At 45.7% G+C, this 16,760-nt stretch carries 11 protein-coding genes and 5 tRNA genes; 6 read left to right on the forward strand and 10 right to left on the reverse strand.

Features of this window, described 5'->3' with window-relative positions:
* Window positions 1-30: 30 nt before the first annotated feature.
* The 7 genes from ACHUFZ_RS17900 to ACHUFZ_RS17930 form a co-directional block, all read right to left on the reverse strand.
* Window positions 31-1,584 (reverse strand): ABC transporter substrate-binding protein, encoded by a 1,554-nt coding sequence (locus tag ACHUFZ_RS17900; protein ID WP_394128210.1) that lies wholly within the window; start codon window positions 1,582-1,584, stop codon window positions 31-33.
* Window positions 1,585-1,677: 93 nt separating this feature from the next.
* Window positions 1,678-3,393 (reverse strand): dipeptide ABC transporter ATP-binding protein, encoded by a 1,716-nt coding sequence (locus ACHUFZ_RS17905; RefSeq protein ID WP_394128211.1) that lies wholly within the window; start codon window positions 3,391-3,393, stop codon window positions 1,678-1,680.
* A gap of 837 nt (window positions 3,394-4,230) precedes the next feature.
* Window positions 4,231-4,307 (reverse strand) — tRNA-Pro (locus ACHUFZ_RS17910).
* 52 nt (window positions 4,308-4,359) lie between these two features.
* Window positions 4,360-4,435 (reverse strand) — tRNA-His (locus tag ACHUFZ_RS17915).
* A gap of 44 nt (window positions 4,436-4,479) precedes the next feature.
* Window positions 4,480-4,556 (reverse strand) — tRNA-Pro (locus tag ACHUFZ_RS17920).
* A gap of 152 nt (window positions 4,557-4,708) precedes the next feature.
* Window positions 4,709-4,784, reverse strand: a tRNA-His gene (locus ACHUFZ_RS17925).
* 34 nt (window positions 4,785-4,818) lie between these two features.
* Window positions 4,819-4,895: transfer RNA gene (locus ACHUFZ_RS17930), tRNA-Arg, on the reverse strand.
* A gap of 314 nt (window positions 4,896-5,209) precedes the next feature.
* On the opposite strand from ACHUFZ_RS17930, the gene ACHUFZ_RS17935 reads away from it, so the two are divergent.
* On the forward strand, window positions 5,210-5,623 hold the full coding sequence (locus tag ACHUFZ_RS17935) for a c-type cytochrome (RefSeq protein WP_134835769.1): 414 nt from the start codon (window positions 5,210-5,212) through the stop codon (window positions 5,621-5,623).
* Between the two features lie 85 nt (window positions 5,624-5,708).
* On the opposite strand, the gene rep is transcribed toward ACHUFZ_RS17935, so the two are convergent.
* On the reverse strand, window positions 5,709-7,724 hold the full coding sequence (rep, locus tag ACHUFZ_RS17940) for a DNA helicase Rep (RefSeq protein ID WP_394128212.1): 2,016 nt from the start codon (window positions 7,722-7,724) through the stop codon (window positions 5,709-5,711).
* 210 nt (window positions 7,725-7,934) lie between these two features.
* On the opposite strand from rep, the gene ACHUFZ_RS17945 reads away from it, so the two are divergent.
* The 4 genes from ACHUFZ_RS17945 (at window position 7,935) to ubiK (ending at window position 13,159) form a co-directional block, all read left to right on the forward strand.
* The gene (locus tag ACHUFZ_RS17945) at window positions 7,935-8,501 is read left to right on the forward strand and encodes a TetR/AcrR family transcriptional regulator (RefSeq protein ID WP_134835767.1); all 567 of its coding nucleotides are present in this window, start codon (window positions 7,935-7,937) and stop codon (window positions 8,499-8,501) included.
* 18 nt (window positions 8,502-8,519) lie between these two features.
* Window positions 8,520-9,626 (forward strand): efflux RND transporter periplasmic adaptor subunit, encoded by a 1,107-nt coding sequence (locus tag ACHUFZ_RS17950; RefSeq protein ID WP_394128213.1) that lies wholly within the window; start codon window positions 8,520-8,522, stop codon window positions 9,624-9,626.
* A gap of 11 nt (window positions 9,627-9,637) precedes the next feature.
* Window positions 9,638-12,760 (forward strand): multidrug efflux RND transporter permease subunit, encoded by a 3,123-nt coding sequence (locus tag ACHUFZ_RS17955; RefSeq protein WP_394128214.1) that lies wholly within the window; start codon window positions 9,638-9,640, stop codon window positions 12,758-12,760.
* Window positions 12,761-12,907: 147 nt separating this feature from the next.
* On the forward strand, window positions 12,908-13,159 hold the full coding sequence (gene ubiK, locus ACHUFZ_RS17960) for a ubiquinone biosynthesis accessory factor UbiK (protein ID WP_004409681.1): 252 nt from the start codon (window positions 12,908-12,910) through the stop codon (window positions 13,157-13,159).
* Window positions 13,160-13,192: 33 nt separating this feature from the next.
* Here the strand turns inward: ubiK and ACHUFZ_RS17965 are convergent, their stop codons facing one another.
* Both ACHUFZ_RS17965 and ilvC read right to left on the reverse strand, forming a co-directional pair.
* On the reverse strand, window positions 13,193-13,729 hold the full coding sequence (locus tag ACHUFZ_RS17965; RefSeq protein WP_394128215.1) for a hypothetical protein: 537 nt from the start codon (window positions 13,727-13,729) through the stop codon (window positions 13,193-13,195).
* A 397-nt stretch (window positions 13,730-14,126) separates the two neighbouring features.
* Entirely contained in the window at window positions 14,127-15,611 is a 1,485-nt protein-coding gene (gene ilvC, locus ACHUFZ_RS17970; RefSeq protein WP_394128216.1) for a ketol-acid reductoisomerase, read from the reverse strand.
* Window positions 15,612-15,756: 145 nt separating this feature from the next.
* On the opposite strand from ilvC, the gene ilvY reads away from it, so the two are divergent.
* A complete protein-coding gene (ilvY, locus tag ACHUFZ_RS17975) occupies window positions 15,757-16,650 on the forward strand; it encodes an HTH-type transcriptional activator IlvY (protein ID WP_394128217.1) in 894 nt (297 codons plus the stop codon).
* Window positions 16,651-16,760 lie beyond the last annotated feature (110 nt).

The following is a 16,760-nucleotide window of genomic DNA, read 5'->3' on the forward strand; positions in this document are numbered from 1 at the left end:
TCATGAATACTTGGTCTGGTTCACTCGTGATTATTTAACCACTAGGTCACCGAAGTATGGGAAGTTCATACCGTTGATGATTGGACCAATCTCAACGTTACCTTTCGCTGCCCATGATGGATCTTGCCAGTGTAGAGGTACGAACGCCGCTTCGTTGTATAGAATCTCTTCTACTTTCTTCAGCGATGCACTACGCTTCTCAAGATCAGTCATTGTGTTCGTTTCTACAATCAGCTTATCAACTTCAGCATTTGAGTAGTGACCACAGTTGTACTGACCTTTACCAGTTTCTGCGTTACGCGTCATTGCGAGGAACTCAGTAAAGTTACCTGAATCCTCTGTATCTGGGTGCCAGCCGATCATTAGCATATCTGCCGCACACTTATCGAATTCAGGCCAGTATTGAGCTTTTGGCATTGTCTTCAGATCAACCTTGATACCGATCTTAGACAGCATTGCTGCAGAAGCTTGAGCAATCTTGTCATCGTTCACGTAACGGTTGTTTGGTGCCATCATAGTTAGCGTGAAGCCTTTCTCGTAACCCGCTTCTTTCATCAGCTGTTTCGCTTTCTTAAGATCGTAGCGAGGTTTAAGGTCTGCGTTGTGACCAACGAAACCTACTGGGCTCTGTTGACCCGCAGCCGTTGCCGCACCCTTCATTACTTTCTTAGTGATACCTTCGTTGTTGATTGCGTAGGTAATCGCTTGACGAACACGCACGTCTTTCAGTGCAGGGTTGCTGTTTTGGTTCATTTGGAACGTGATAACACGCGTACCTGGCATAGTGTAAAGATCTACACTGTCCGCTTTCTCAATACGCTTGTAGTCGTTTGGTGCAACAGGAGCAATCATGTCAACGTCGCCAGAAAGAAGTGCTGCAACACGTGTTGCGTCTTCTTTGATTGGTACTAGCGTTAGCTTGTCTACGTTACCGTCAGACTCTTTGTCCCAGTAATCGTTGAAACGCTCAAACGTTACTTTAACGCCTTGCTCACGCTGAGTGATAATGAAAGGACCAGTACCAGAAACATTGGTCGATGCGTAAGAGTTACCGTGCTTAACTAGCTCAGCTTTGTCTTTACCATCTTCGGTCTTACCTGAGTAGAACTTGCTGTCCATTGGGAACAGGTAAGTCATTACGTTTTCTACTAGCGGGTAAACACCTTCAGTTTTCACTTCTACTGTGTAATCACCAGTTTTAGTGATCGAAACGATTGGGCCAAAGATACCTTTGAAGTCAGGAGAGCTTTTCAGACGGTCAAATGTCCACACTACGTCATCTGCAGTTAGTGCATTACCTGAGTGGAATTTAACGCCTTGGCGGATATTAAACTGCATCGTTTCGCCATCAATACGTTCCCAAGATTCAGCCAATCGTGGTTCAAATTCCATTTTCTGGTTAAAACGGATTAGTGGATCAAATACCATGTGAGACATTTGCAGTGTACCGCCAGACAGTTGCTCATGCGGGTCAAGTGACACTGGGTCTGCATCATAAGCGACGGTAATATCTGCTGCCGCTGCGCCAAAGCTAAGGCCAGCTGCCATTAAAGCCACTGCTAGTTTGCTTTTCATGGTTTTCATTGCATAACTCCTTATGCGGGATTTCTATCCCTAGTTGTTGTATTTGCGTCTGTTTAATACCTGATGCTGCTTGTATCAGGAAAGGTCTACGACTTACGCCGTTTTTATTTCTTCTCTTAAGCCCGTAAATTCAGGCATTAGGGAAATTAGTTGCTTACTGTATTCATGCTGTGGCGCGGTAAATAGCTGCTCTGTTGGGGCAACTTCTAACAGCGTACCCATCTGCATCACACCCACTCGGTCACACATTTGACGAATAACCGGTAAATCGTGACTGATAAACAGCATGGTGAGATTTAACTCATCTTGGAGGTCTTTCAGTAAGTTAAGGATCTGAGCCTGTACCGATACATCCAATGCCGAAGTCGGTTCATCACAGATAAGTAGACGTGGGCGAGTTGCCAATGCACGCGCAATCGAAATACGCTGACGCTGACCACCGGAGAATTCGTGTGGGTACTTCACACCCGCCATTTTGCCCAAACCTACGTGATCAAGCAGATCGTTCACGATCGTGCGGGTTTCCACTTCACTGTTGGTTAGTTTATGGAAACGAATGGGCTCTGCGATGATATCGAAGATCTTCATGCGCGGGTTCATTGAGGTATACGGATTCTGGAATACCATCTGCATTTGACGGCGCAGAGGACGACGTTCTTTCTCTGACTTCAATGACGTCAAGTCGATACCTTCAAACGTCACCTTGCCTGAATTTGGCTCATACAGACCAGCAATAATGCGTGCGATAGTCGATTTACCTGAACCTGATTCACCTACAAGGCCAAATGTCTCACCTTCAAACACGTCAAAGCTCACATTGTTCGATGCTTGCACGTATTCACGGCGACTTTCAAACAGAGAGTCTTTGGTCACAAAGCGTAAATTAACGTTCTCAACACTCAGTAGAGAACCGGTGTAATCACGGTGATCTTGGCTTTGACCTAACCAGTGGTTTTTAACATCCAGTGGTTCCATCTCGTGAGCTTCTTCGATGTAGCTCACCAATGGGAAGCGATCCAGCTTCATATCTGAACGAGGAACGGCTGAAATTAGGCTGCGCGTATAAGAATGGTCAGGGTCGCCAAGCACTTTCGCTGTTGGACCAAACTCAACCAAATCACCGCGGTACATTACCGCTACGCGATCGGTCACGTTAGAGACCACACCCATATCATGAGTAACCAACATACAACCGACATTGTTCTTAATACACAACTCGCGGATTAAGCTAAGAATTTGGTCTTGGATAGAGACATCCAGTGCGGTGGTTGGTTCATCAGCGATAATAAGGTCAGGTTCACCTGCCAGTGCAATCGCAATCACCACACGCTGACGCATGCCGCCTGAAAATTGGTGAGGGTATTGTTTTAAACGGTTTTCTGGCTGTGGGATGCCCACTTGTTCCATCAATGACAGGGCGCGTTTGTATGCCTCTGCGTCAGTGACTTTCATGTTGGCGTGGATGGTTTCTTTTAGCTGTTGCTCAACAGTGAACAGTGGGTTGAGCGATGTCATTGGGTCTTGGAAGATAAAACCAATCTTAGAGCCACGCACGCTACGCATTTGCTCTGGAGTCAGACCTGAAATCTGTTCGCCATCTAAATAAACGTCGCCACTTGCAATGCGACCGGGAGGGCTAAGTAGATCGATCACGGCATTACCGACCGTTGATTTACCTGCACCTGATTCGCCTACTACGCCGACGATCTCACCACGCTCAATATTAAAAGAAAGCGATTTAACCGCGGCATGTACACCATGACGCGAAGGGTACTCTATTCGAAGGTTTTTAACTTCTAAAAGTGACATTACCAGACCTCTACTGCTTCGGCAGCTTTCTGCCCTGTCTGAAAAGTGAATCCATTCTTACCAGAATATCGTTCTAGTAATTTACAAGCTCATCAATTTGGCAAAAAATTCACAGAAAAGCAACAAACATAGGACAAAAAGTTGAATTCGAACAAAAACCAAGCAGCTTATGAAAATAAATATGCAATAGAGCTAGATCATCGTTTGGTCCAACCTGATGAAAATCAGCAACAAAACACCGTAAATACTAAACTTTTAGCTATTTCATAAAACTTATGGCAATAAGAAGAAGTGAATATAAATTCAAGACAATACAACACAGCCAAGTTAACAACTTCAAAACAATTAGTCGAATATTAATTATTATTTAGTGAATTAATTTAAATTTAGACCAACAACTGGAATTTAACCAACACCAAAAACAAATAATACAGCTCAATTATCTGTGAAAATTATCAATAAATGATACCTTCATGTTTGAACATAATGCTTAAGTATGAAGATATAAGAGACAAGAAGACTGAAAGGGTTAGATCAAGAGGTGAGGATTCTAAGGACGAGTGAGAAGCTAACGATTTAGCGGAAACTAGTACTCGGTGGTAAAGGATAAGAGATTCCTTACTCCCTCATGCTTCGGTCTATGGAATGACGGTGTATTGGGTATGAAGTTAAGAATTCTAGATGTAAAAAAGCCCTAGTCTTTCGACTAGGGCTTCAATAGTACTTCGGTGAAGAGCCATTCTCTGAACATCAGGCGAACCCCACCCTGGATTCAAATCAGTATCCAACAGCTGGAAAGTAAAAAGCCTCGTCATTTCTGACGAGGCTTTCTAATAGTGGTCGGTGAAGAGGGATTCGAACCCCCGACCCTCTGGTCCCAAACCAGATGCGCTACCAAGCTGCGCTATTCACCGACTTATATTTTGTCTCGTTTTCACAAGAAAGGGAGCAAAGCTACCTGAATAATGGGGTGGCTAACGGGACTTGAACCCGCGACAACTGGAATCACAATCCAGGGCTCTACCAACTGAGCTATAGCCACCGCTAATTTGTGTTGTTTACCGCCATCAGCGTTAAACGAAAGAGTGGTCGGTGAAGAGGGATTCGAACCCCCGACCCTCTGGTCCCAAACCAGATGCGCTACCAAGCTGCGCTATTCACCGACATAGTATTTTTTTACTTGGTTTACGTTATAGAGAGTCAACCCTCTGGTCCCGCTTATTCCAAGAGCCGAGATGCGCTACAAACACGCTATTCACCGACTTATGTTTTATCTCAAAGTTAATCAAGAAAGGGAGCAAAGCTACCTGAATAATGGGGTGGCTAACGGGACTTGAACCCGCGACAACTGGAATCACAATCCAGGGCTCTACCAACTGAGCTATAGCCACCACTGATATTTTTACCGATAAACCTTAAGGCGATTGGCACGCCCGAAAGGATTCGAACCTTCGACCTTTGGCTCCGGAGGCCAACGCTCTATCCAACTGAGCTACGGGCGCATGCCCCATCGGCGGAGTGGAATAATACGTATATCACACTATGTCGTCTAGTACTTTTTCAACTTTTTTTATCGTTTGGCGCCTTTTTCAACAATTAAAGTGTGATAAACCCCTATTTCCCATTAGATAACTGATTACAAGGAGGTAACTTGCTGTTTATTGCAACAAGTTAACAGGATATAATCACCCATTATTTACATTGATTTAACAGCAATTCGCCCTTTGTATACGAAGTGTGTACTGCCGTTGGTCATAATCACACTCTAATAAATGGGTAAGCACGAACTTACCTTCAGGAATGTAAAGTGAGTTTAATGGATATGTCTCGAAAATTATTAACCGCTTTGGTCGCTGCAATCACTTTTTCTAGCGCCTCTTTTGCAGCAAGCGTAAGCCAAGAAGAATATGATGCAATTGCAGAACGTATTAAGCCTGTTGGTGATGTTTACCTAGCAGGTGCTGAGCCAGTAAAAGTGGAGCCAACTGGCCCACGCGACGGCGCAGCAGTTTACGGTATGTTCTGTACAGCATGTCACAGTTCTGGCGTGAGCGGCGCACCTAAGACTGGTAACGCTGGCGACTGGGCACCTCGTATCGCACAAGGTAAAGACGTACTAAAAGACCACGCAATTAACGGCTTCAATGCGATGCCAGCGAAAGGTTCTTGTATGGACTGTTCAGACGACGAAATCGTTGCAGCAATTGATCACATGATCAAAGGCCTATAAGCCCACTAGACTGTAATAGATAAAAGAAAGGCTTGAGTGAATCGCTCAAGCCTTTTTTGTTTCCCTCTATATAGAAGCAACTTAGTTACTTCTTAAACATGGCGCGCAAGTTGGCAATGTGTGCCTGACCTTTTTCCATTCGCTCTTCTGCCGAGACTGGTTTCTTAGTTTGCTCCCATTCGACATCATCAAACGGCAGCTCGTCTAAAAAGCGGCTCTGAGTCGGCTTAATGAGCTCACCAAACTGACGACGTTCCTTACACATGGTAAAGGTCAGTTCACGTTGAGCACGCGTAATCCCTACGTACATCAAGCGACGTTCTTCTTCGACATTGTCTTCATCGATACTGGTTTGGTGTGGCAAGATGCCTTCTTCACTACCAATTAAGTACACGTATGGGAACTCAAGGCCTTTAGAAGCATGCAGCGTCATTAATTGCACTGCATCGCTCTCTTCATCTTCTTCACCACGCTCCATCATGTCGCGCAGGGTTAAACGCTGAACCACTTCTTTAATGGTCTTCTCTTCTTGGTCGTAATTGTCACCCTCAAGGTCAGCGACAATCCAAGAATAGAGGTCAGAGACGTTCTTCATGCGCATTTCTGCCGCTTTCGGGCTCGCAGACGTTTCATATAACCAATCTTCGTAGTTGATATCACGCACCAATGAACGCACCGCATCCACCGCATCACCACGCTCAGCTTGGTCGGCAATTTTCACCAGCCAAGCCGTAAAGCGACGTAGATTTTCCAGGCCGCGGCCTGACAGAGTTTGTTCTAAGCCCATTTCAAAACTGGCTTCAAACAAGCTCTTACCACGCATATTGGCATAGCTGCCGAGCTTCTCTAACGTCACCGGACCAATTTCACGGCGCGGCGTATTCACAATGCGCAAGAAAGCATTGTCATCATCTGGGTTCACCAGTACTCGCAGGTAAGCCATGATGTCTTTGATTTCTGCACGAGCGAAGAAAGACGTACCACCAGATAACTTGTACGGCACACGGTTTTGCATCAGCGACTTTTCAATCAAACGTGATTGGTGGTTACCACGGTAAAGCACGGCGTAATCTTTATACTCGGTACGATTAAGGAACTTATGTGCGATAAGTTCACCAGTCACTCGCTCCGCTTCATGCTCTTCGTTTTTCGCCAGCAACACTTTGAGTTTTTCACCATCAGGAATTTCCGAAAACAGTGACTTGTCATAGACATGGGGGTTGTTGGCAATCAAGATGTTGGCCGCGCGCAAGATTCGACTGGTTGAACGGTAGTTCTGCTCTAGCTTAATTAAACGCAAGTTTGGGTAATCTTCGCCAAGTAACACCAGGTTTTGCGGTTTAGCGCCACGCCATGAGTAGATTGACTGGTCATCATCCCCTACCACGGTCAAACGACCACGCTCACCAACAATTAACTTCACTAAGTCATATTGGCTAGTGTTGGTATCTTGGTATTCATCCACCAACAGGTAGCGGATACGGTTCTGCCAACGCTGACGCACCTCTTCATTGGTTTTAAGCAAAAGCACTGGCAGAGAAATCAGATCGTCAAAGTCGAGTGCGTTATAAGCCTTCATCTGCTTTTGATACATTTCAAAGCAGAAAGCAAAAAGCTGTTGCTGCTCACCCTTAGCCTGCGCTTTGGCTTGATCGGGAGTCAGCATGTCGTTTTTCCAATTGGAAATGGTACTCAGCAGCTGACGCAGTAAGTCCTTATCACCATCAAGCTGCTTTTCGGTTAACTCTTTCAGCAGCGCCATCTGATCTTGGTCATCGAATAACGAGAAGCCAGACTTAAGTCCGAGTGCTTTGTATTCGCGCTTGATGATATTCAGGCCTAAAGTATGAAAGGTTGAGACCATTAGGCCCTTGGATTCATTTTTGCCTAATGTCTGGCCAACACGCTCTTTCATTTCTCGAGCGGCTTTGTTGGTAAAGGTTACCGCGGCGATGTTACGCGCTTTGTAACCACACTGCTGAACCAGGTAAGCGATCTTATTGGTAATTACACGTGTTTTACCTGAGCCCGCACCAGCAAGCACCAAACATGGGCCTGATACGTACTTAACGGCTGCGTCTTGATTGGGGTTCAGCTTCATGGTCATCTCTGAAGTACAAAAAGGTGGCGCATATAATAATAGTGCAACAGGCAGATTGCTATGTTTACTCAACGATACCTAAGCGTCTTATTCACAATTTTTTTGCCTAAATCATGCAATAGTTTGTTGCATATGTGGTGACACTTTAGGCTATAATGAATGAACGTTCATTCATCAACCCACGTATGTTAACTGTCTGGTTCTGTTTCTATGAAAGATAAAAGACAAAAAATCATAGATGCCGCCGAAACTCTGATTGCAGAATCAGGCTTTCAAGGCCTCTCGATGCATAAGTTGGCCAAAGAAGCTGGGGTCGCAGCAGGAACGATTTATCGCTACTTCTCTGATAAAGAAGATTTACTGCAACAGGTTCGTTTAGAGGTTGCTCAACGTAACGCCGAAGCTATTCAGCGTGGCGTTGACGAATCTATGCCGCTAAAAGAACGTTTTCGTAAAATGTGGTTAAACATTTTTGATCTCTCGGTGTCGAATATCGACAACTTAAAGAACCGTGCTCAGTACGACTCTTTACCTTGTGTTCGTAGCCACGAGACCAAAGAAATTGAGCGAAAGATGTTCAGTAAAGTCGATCAACTTTTCACTGAAGGGCGTGAGACGGGGGTATTCAAACCCTTAGGTAACCCAGTGTTGGCTGCTCTTAGTTTAGAAGTCAGTGTCACCCTGGCTCGTAAACAATCGCTTGGATATTACCAACTGGATCAAGATGCCATTGAAGCGGCAATTGAAGCCAGTTGGGATGCAATCATTACACATTAACTTGGAGTTCTAATTAGAATGAAAAAGTGGACTTTCTTTATGTTACTTATCGCGGTACTGCTGTTTGGCAGCGTGATAGGTTTCAATCTCTTTAAGCAACAGAAGATCGCTGAATACATGGCGAATCGACCTGAACCTGAGTTCCCGGTAACGGTAACCGAAGTTCAAGCGGTTGATTGGGTACCTGTGATTGACGCGATCGGTTTTATCGAACCTAACCAAGGTGTTACGGTTGCAAACGAAACGAGCGGTGTGATCGACAAAATTTCATTTGAGTCTGGTACTCAAGTAGAAGAAGGTCAGCCTTTGGTATTGCTTGACTCAGCAGTTGAAAAAGCAAACCTAAAGAGCGCTCAAGCTAAGCTGCCAGCAGCTCAAGCGAAATACAAGCGCTACCAAGGCCTATTCAAGAAAGGCTCGATTTCTAAAGAAGCGTATGATGAAGCAGAAGCTAACTACTTCTCTCTTCAAGCAGACATTGAAAGCCTAAAAGCATCAATTGATCGCCGCGAAATCAAAGCGCCATTCGCTGGTGTGGTTGGTATTCGTAACGTTTACCTAGGTCAATACCTCCAAGCGGGTACTGACATTGTTCGCCTAGAAGATACTAGCGTGATGCGCCTACGCTTTACGGTTCCTCAAACGGATATCTCGCGTATTTCGCTAGGTCAAGAAGTCGATATCTTTGTTGATGCTTACCCAGAGAAACCATTTAAAGGTTCTATCTCAGCGATTGAGCCTGCGGTAAACATTCAAAGTGGTTTGATCCAGGTTCAAGCAGATATTCCAAACAGTGATGGCCAGCTACGTAGTGGCATGTTTGCACGTGCGAACATCATCCTGCCTAAACTTGAAAACCAAGTAACTCTGCCACAAACCGCGATCACCTTTACTCTATACGGCGACAACGTATACATCATCTCTGATAAAGATGGTGAGAAGCGCGTAACACAGCAAGTGGTTAAAGTGGGTGAGCGTACACAAGACATCGCACACATCCTTGAAGGTGTGAAACCTGGTGATGTTGTTGTTACGTCTGGCCAAGTACGTCTAAGTAACCACGCCAAAGTTCGTGTAGTAGAAAGCGATGCAACTACTCCACCAGCTGAAACACCAATGCTGTAACTGGAGGCCTCATGCGCTTTACTGATGTTTTTATTAAACGTCCAGTTTTAGCGGTATCGATCAGCTTTTTGATTGCCCTGCTTGGTTTACAAGCAATCTTCAAAATGCAGGTCCGTGAATACCCTGAAATGACGAATACTGTGGTAACGGTTTCGACCAGTTACTACGGTGCCAGTGCAGACTTAATCCAAGGCTTTATTACTCAGCCATTGGAACAAGCGGTCGCGCAGGCAGACAATATTGACTACATGACTTCTCAATCGGTTTTGGGTAAATCCACCATTACCGTCAACATGAAGTTAAACACCGACCCGAACGCGGCACTGTCTGACGTTTTGGCTAAGACTAACTCGGTTCGCTCTCAGCTTCCTAAAGAAGCCGAGGACCCAACCGTAACCATGTCTACCGGTTCGACAACTGCGGTACTTTACATCGGCTTTACCAGTGATGAGCTTTCTTCAAGCCAAATCACTGACTACCTTGAACGTGTAATCAACCCGCAGCTATTCACGGTTAACGGTGTATCTAAGGTCGACCTCTACGGTGGTATGAAGTACGCACTGCGTATTTGGTTAGATCCATCGAAAATGGCGGCACTAGGCCTAACGGCAACGGATGTCATGGGCGTACTCAATGCGAACAACTACCAGTCAGCAACTGGTCAGGCTGTCGGTGAGTTCGTGCTTTACAACGGTAGCGCTGATACTCAGGTATCGAACGTTGCCGAGCTAGAAAACTTAGTCGTAAGCTCTGACGAAGGTGATATCACCCGTCTAAGCGACATTGCCAAAGTTTCCCTAGAGAAAAGCCACGACGTTTACCGTGCAAGTGCTAACGGCCAAGAGGCGGTGGTTGCCGCGATTAACGCCGCGCCGAGTGCGAACCCCATCAACATTGCAGCAGATGTACTCGAGCTACTACCTCAACTAGAGCGTAACCTGCCAAGTACCATCAAGATGAATGTGATGTATGACTCAACGATTGCGATCAATGAGTCTATCAACGAAGTAATCAAGACGATTGTTGAAGCAGCGGTTATCGTACTTATCGTTATCACCCTGTTCCTAGGTTCGTTCCGTGCGGTAATCATCCCTATCGTTACTATCCCGCTATCACTAATTGGTGTTGCGATGGTAATGCAAGGTATGGGCTTCTCATGGAACCTGATGACACTACTGGCGATGGTACTGGCTATCGGTCTGGTAGTAGATGATGCGATCGTTGTTCTAGAAAACGTCGACCGCCATATCAAGCTGGGTGAATCACCATTCCGAGCAGCGATTATCGGTACTCGTGAAATCGCAGTACCGGTTATTGCAATGACTCTGACGCTAGGTGCGGTATATGCGCCAATCGCGTTGATGGGTGGTATTACTGGCTCGCTATTTAAAGAGTTCGCCTTAACCCTCGCAGGCTCGGTATTTGTATCGGGTATCGTGGCACTAACACTATCGCCAATGATGTGTTCAAAAATGCTTAAGGCTAACGAAGAGCCAAGCAAGTTTGAGCAGAAAGTTCATCATGTCCTTGATGGCATGACGAACCGCTACGCGAAGATGCTAAAAGCAGTCATGCAGCATCGTCCAGTGGTGATTGGTTTTGCAATCATCGTATTCGCCAGTCTGCCGATGCTGTTTAAGTTCATTCCAAGTGAACTTGCGCCATCAGAAGATAAAGGCGTAGTGATGCTGATGGGTACAGCGCCATCAAACGCGAACCTAGACTTCATGCAGAACACCATGAACGACGTAAACAAAATTCTGTCTGATCAGCCAGAAGTAGCGTTTGCGCAGGTGTTTACTGGTGTACCTAACTCAAACCAAGCATTTGGTATTGCGTCTATGGTGCCTTGGAGTGAGCGTGAAGCGAGTCAGTCTGAAGTAGCAAACCGCGTGGGTGGTCTAGTGGGTAACGTTCCAGGTATGGCGGTAACCGCATTCCAGATGCCAGAACTACCAGGTGCAGGTTCAGGCCTACCGATTCAGTTCGTTATCACCACACCAAATGCGTTTGAGAGCCTATTCTCAATCGCAACCGACGTGCTAACGGAAGTGAAATCGAGCCCGATGTTCGTGTATTCAGATCTCGATCTGAACTACGACTCAGCTACGATGAAAATCAACATCGACAAAGACAAAGCCGGCGCTTATGGCGTGACCATGCAAGACATCGGTATCACACTAAGTACTATGATGGCCGACGGTTACGTAAACCGTATCGACCTGAATGGCCGCTCTTATGAGGTAATCCCTCAAGTTGAGCGTAAGTGGCGTCTAAACCCTGAATCGATGGACAACTACTACGTACGCTCTGCTAACGGCAAAGCAGTACCACTAGGCAGCTTGATCACGATTGATGTTGTAGCAGAGCCTCGCTCTCTACCTCACTTCAACCAGCTAAACTCAGCAACGGTTGGTGCGGTTCCAGCACCGGGCACGGCTATGGGTGATGCAATCAACTGGTTTGAAGGTATTGCGGCAGAGAAACTACCAAGCGGCTACAACCACGACTACATGGGTGAAGCGCGTCAGTACGTGACAGAAGGTAGCGCACTCTACGCAACCTTTGGTCTAGCACTGGCGATCATCTTCTTGGTTCTAGCGATTCAGTTTGAATCACTGAAAGATCCGCTGGTTATCATGGTGTCAGTACCACTAGCGATTTGTGGCGCTCTGATTGCCCTCGCTTGGGGCGCGGCAACCATGAACATCTACTCTCAGGTTGGTTTGATTACCCTAGTTGGTCTGATTACCAAGCACGGTATCTTGATCTGTGAAGTAGCTAAAGAAGAGCAGCTACACAACAAACTGAGCAAGATGGACGCGGTTATGGAAGCGGCAAAAGTACGTCTACGCCCTATCCTAATGACCACTGCAGCGATGATTGCAGGTCTTATCCCGCTGATGTACGCAAGTGGTGCAGGTGCAGCGCAGCGCTTTAGTATCGGTATCGTAATCGTAGCTGGTCTAGCGATTGGTACCATCTTTACGCTATTCGTACTGCCAGTGATTTACAGCTACCTAGCTGAAAAACACAAGCCACTACCAGTGTTTGTTGAAGACAAAGATTTGGAAAAGCTGGCGCGCGTTGATGAAGCAAAAGCAGCTCACCGTGAGCTAGCAGATAACAAATAATCTGCGAAAAATTGAAAAGGTCACTTCGGTGACCTTTTTTATTTGCCTCATTTAGCTGATATTAGCTTCGAATTTTTACTATCGAGGTAGCGACTTTCGCGTATCAATTACATAGAATGAGGGCAAATCGAAAGGAGTTTTAGTCACATGTTTGACCCAAAGAAACTAGAGCAAATTGCTAAACAAATTCATGACTCTATGCCTGCGCCAGTAAAAGAGCTTGGCTCAGACGTAGACCAGAAGGTTCGCCAAGTCATCCAAGGTCAGCTTAATAAGCTAGACGTAGTTAGCCGCGAAGAGTTCGATGTACAGACACAAGTCCTACTACGCACTCGTCAAAAGCTTACCGAGATGGAAAAGAAACTAGCTGACTTAGAACAAAAGCTAGCAGATAAATAATAAAAAACGCTTCCAGATTGGAAGCGTTTTTTATTATTGCTGTTTCGCTTTGAGAGCTTGTAATGAGGCTTGCTTAAAGCCCAGCGCAGAAACGGTATAGGTGTAATACTCCATCACTGTCTGCTCAACGATATCAATGCTGCCTATCTTTACCTGCTTATTGCCAATAAAGTGACCATTGAGGAAGTTCTTACCTGCCACTGTTGCAGGGGAATATTGACTAAAGCCATCGTGGCAAACCCCTTTCATCTCGATAAACTGACCGTCAACGGCAATCTCTCGATTAGGCAACGGACGGTTATCAGAACCTGGTTCATCTTCACCGTTGCAACGATGGCCGCGGTCAACAAAGTACAAAGTAAAGTCACCATCAAAACGTATCGTCAAATGACCATAGCTATGATCGTCAGCGGGTATGTCAGTAGAGGCGACTTGAGCCCCAGAGCCTTCAACAAACCGCCATTGCTGAGTATCAAACTGGCTTGTATCTAGCTCTGGTAGCGGACGGCCCATAGCAAAGCACGATGCAGATGTAAGACCAAGAACCATACCGACGATATACTTATTCATTGTTAACTTTACCTTTTTATTACCACTCCTTTTATCTAACCACACTCACTGATTAATTTGTGCCCCACTTGTAGGACGCCTACAAAATCTTGACCAAGTTTTCACCAACTTTACGTCGCACAAACAAAAAGGCTTGGTCAACGGAGACCAAGCCTTTTAATTAGATGTTGTGTTTTATTTTGTATTTATCGACCCCAGTCTACCTGGAGTTCTTACTGCTTTGCTTTAATGCAATTACGCAGATTGTATATTCGAAGCTAAGAGCTTAAGTCCCTTAAACAAATTACGCTGAATTAAGTCTTCACAGCTAAGAACTTAAGTTCGCGGAGGTAACACGGAGTTTGCGCTAGCAAATGAGTATTACCGACAAAGAAATTAAGCTCCTTAGCGAAGAAGATTAGCCGCCTACCGCGATATTCTTCATATCAGTCATATAACCACGTAGCTCTTCACCGATGTACTCAACTGGGTGGTTACGGATAGTATCGTTTACTGCGATTAGCGTAGCGTTATCTACTTGGTTAGACGTTTCGCCTAGACCTTTACCAATCACGTCTGTTGATACTGAAGGCATGAACTTCTCACGTAGTAGCGGAGTTGCTACGTTAGCGAATAGGTAGTTACCGTATTCTGCTGTATCTGAGATTACTACGTTCATTTCGTATAGACGCTTACGTGCTACTGTGTTTGCGATTAGTGGTAGCTCGTGTAGTGACTCGTAGTACGCTGACTCATCGATGATGCCTGATGCAGTCATTGCTTCGAACGCTAGCTCAACACCGGCACGAACCATTGCTACTAGTAGGATACCGTTGTCAAAGTACTCTTGCTCAGAGATTTCAACGTCACCTGCAGGGTAGTTTTCAAATGCTGTTTCACCTGTCTCTTCACGCCAGCCTAGTAGGTTTGCATCATCGTTCGCCCAGTCAGCCATCATAGTGCTTGAGAACTCACCTGTGATGATGTCATCCATGTGCTTGTTGTAAAGCGGACGCATTAGCTCTTTAAGCTCTTCAGATAGCTCGAATGCTTTGACTTTCGCTGGGTTTGATAGACGGTCCATCATGTGCGTGATGCCACCGAATTTCAGTGCTTCTGTGATGGTTTCCCAACCGTACTGAAGAAGTTTACCTGCGTAGCTTGGGTCGATGCCGTCAGCGATCATCTTCTCGTAAGATACGATAGAACCCGCTTGTAGCATGCCACATAGGATAGTTTGCTCACCCATTAGGTCAGATTTAACTTCTGCAACGAATGAAGACTCTAGACAACCTGCGCGGTGGCCACCTGTACCTGCTGCCCATGCTTTTGCGATGTCCCAACCTTCGCCTTTAGGGTCATTTTCTGGGTGAACAGCGATTAGTGTCGGAACACCGAAGCCACGCTTGTACTCTTCACGTACTTCTGTACCTGGACACTTAGGTGCAACCATTACAACCGTTAGGTCTTTACGGATTTGCATGCCTTCTTCAACTACGTTGAAACCGTGCGAGTAGCCTAGTGCAGCGCCTTGCTTCATTAGCGGCATTACCGTTTCTACAACGTTAGTGTGCTGCTTGTCTGGAGTCAGGTTGATTACTAGGTCAGCTTCAGGAATAAGCGTTTCATAGCTTGCTACTTCAAAACCGTTTTCTTTTGCGTTCTTGTAAGACTGACGCTGCTCGTCAATCGCTGCCTGACGTAGTGCGTACGCTACGTTTAGGCCAGAGTCACGCATGTTTAGACCTTGGTTTAGGCCCTGAGCACCACAACCAACGATAACGACTTTCTTACCTTTCAGGTAATCCGCTTCTGTTGCAAATTCGCTGCGGTCCATGAAACGACAACGACCTAATTGGTCTAGCTGCTCGCGTAGGTTTAAAGTATTGAAATAGTTAGCCATCTGGGCGCTCCTTTAAAGAATTTTTCCGTTGAGGTCGGTCGTTTTGTTACCGAATGAGTTCATACTAAAACAGACATTCTGTTGCTTAAAGTGATATATTCACAATTAGTAATTGCAATTAATGCAACAAGGATGTAACCCTTTCATGAACATTAAGTGTCTGCAGTTGTTCATTCATCTGTGTGATAGTAAAAGTTTTGCCAAGACCGCCTCGGCGATGCATATCAGCCCTTCTGCACTCAGTCGCCAGATCCAAAAATTGGAAAGCGATACTGGGCAAGCACTGTTCCTGCGCGACAATCGCAGTGTCGAACTCACCCCTGCGGCGAAAAAGCTGTTGCCCGTGGCGTTGAATATTTTGGGAGAGTGGCAAAACTACAATGCGCAGCTAAAAGGTCATGAAGAAGAATTAAAGGGCGAGATTCGCTTGTTCTGCTCAGTGACGGCCAGTTACAGCCATTTGCCAGAGCTACTCTCAGAGTTTCGTCTCCAGCACCCTTTCATTGAATTCAAACTCTCGACTGGTGACCCCGCTCAAGCAATTGGCAAGGTGTTAGCTGATGAAGCAGATATCGCTATCTCAGCTCAGCCAGAGCAGCTACCTGCACGAATCGAGTTTGAAACCATCAGTGAAATCCCCCTGTCTGTGATTGCCCCGGTTGGGGTGAGCAACTTTGCAGAAGAGCTAAGAAAAGATAAGCCTGATTGGTCTGCGATTCCGTTTATTGTCCCAGAATCAGGTACCGCCCGAGACCGCGCCAATGCTTGGTTTAAGTCAATGAAGATAAAACCTAACATCTATGCTCAAGTGTCAGGGCATGAAGCGATTGTCAGTATGGTCGCGCTAGGATGTGGTGTCGGCATTGCACCTGATGTGGTGATCAATAACAGCCCAGTAAAAGAGAAGATTGAACGGCTTAAAGTCGCTGCGTCAGTCAAACCGTTTAAACTTGGGGTATGCTGCAAACGCTCACAGCTGGATAACCCATTAGTCAAAGCGCTGTGGCAAATGGCCCACGATACCTATATCGCTCCATAATCTAAGCGCCAGATACAACAAAGCCACCGCTTTTTCAGAAATCAAAAAACACGGTGGCTTTTACAATTAAAGCTGTTTTCTAAATAGTTGGAGTCACAGCTAGGCGTCAA

The sequence above is a fragment of the Vibrio hepatarius genome, assembly GCF_043642085.1.
Lineage (GTDB): Bacteria > Pseudomonadota > Gammaproteobacteria > Enterobacterales > Vibrionaceae > Vibrio > Vibrio hepatarius_C.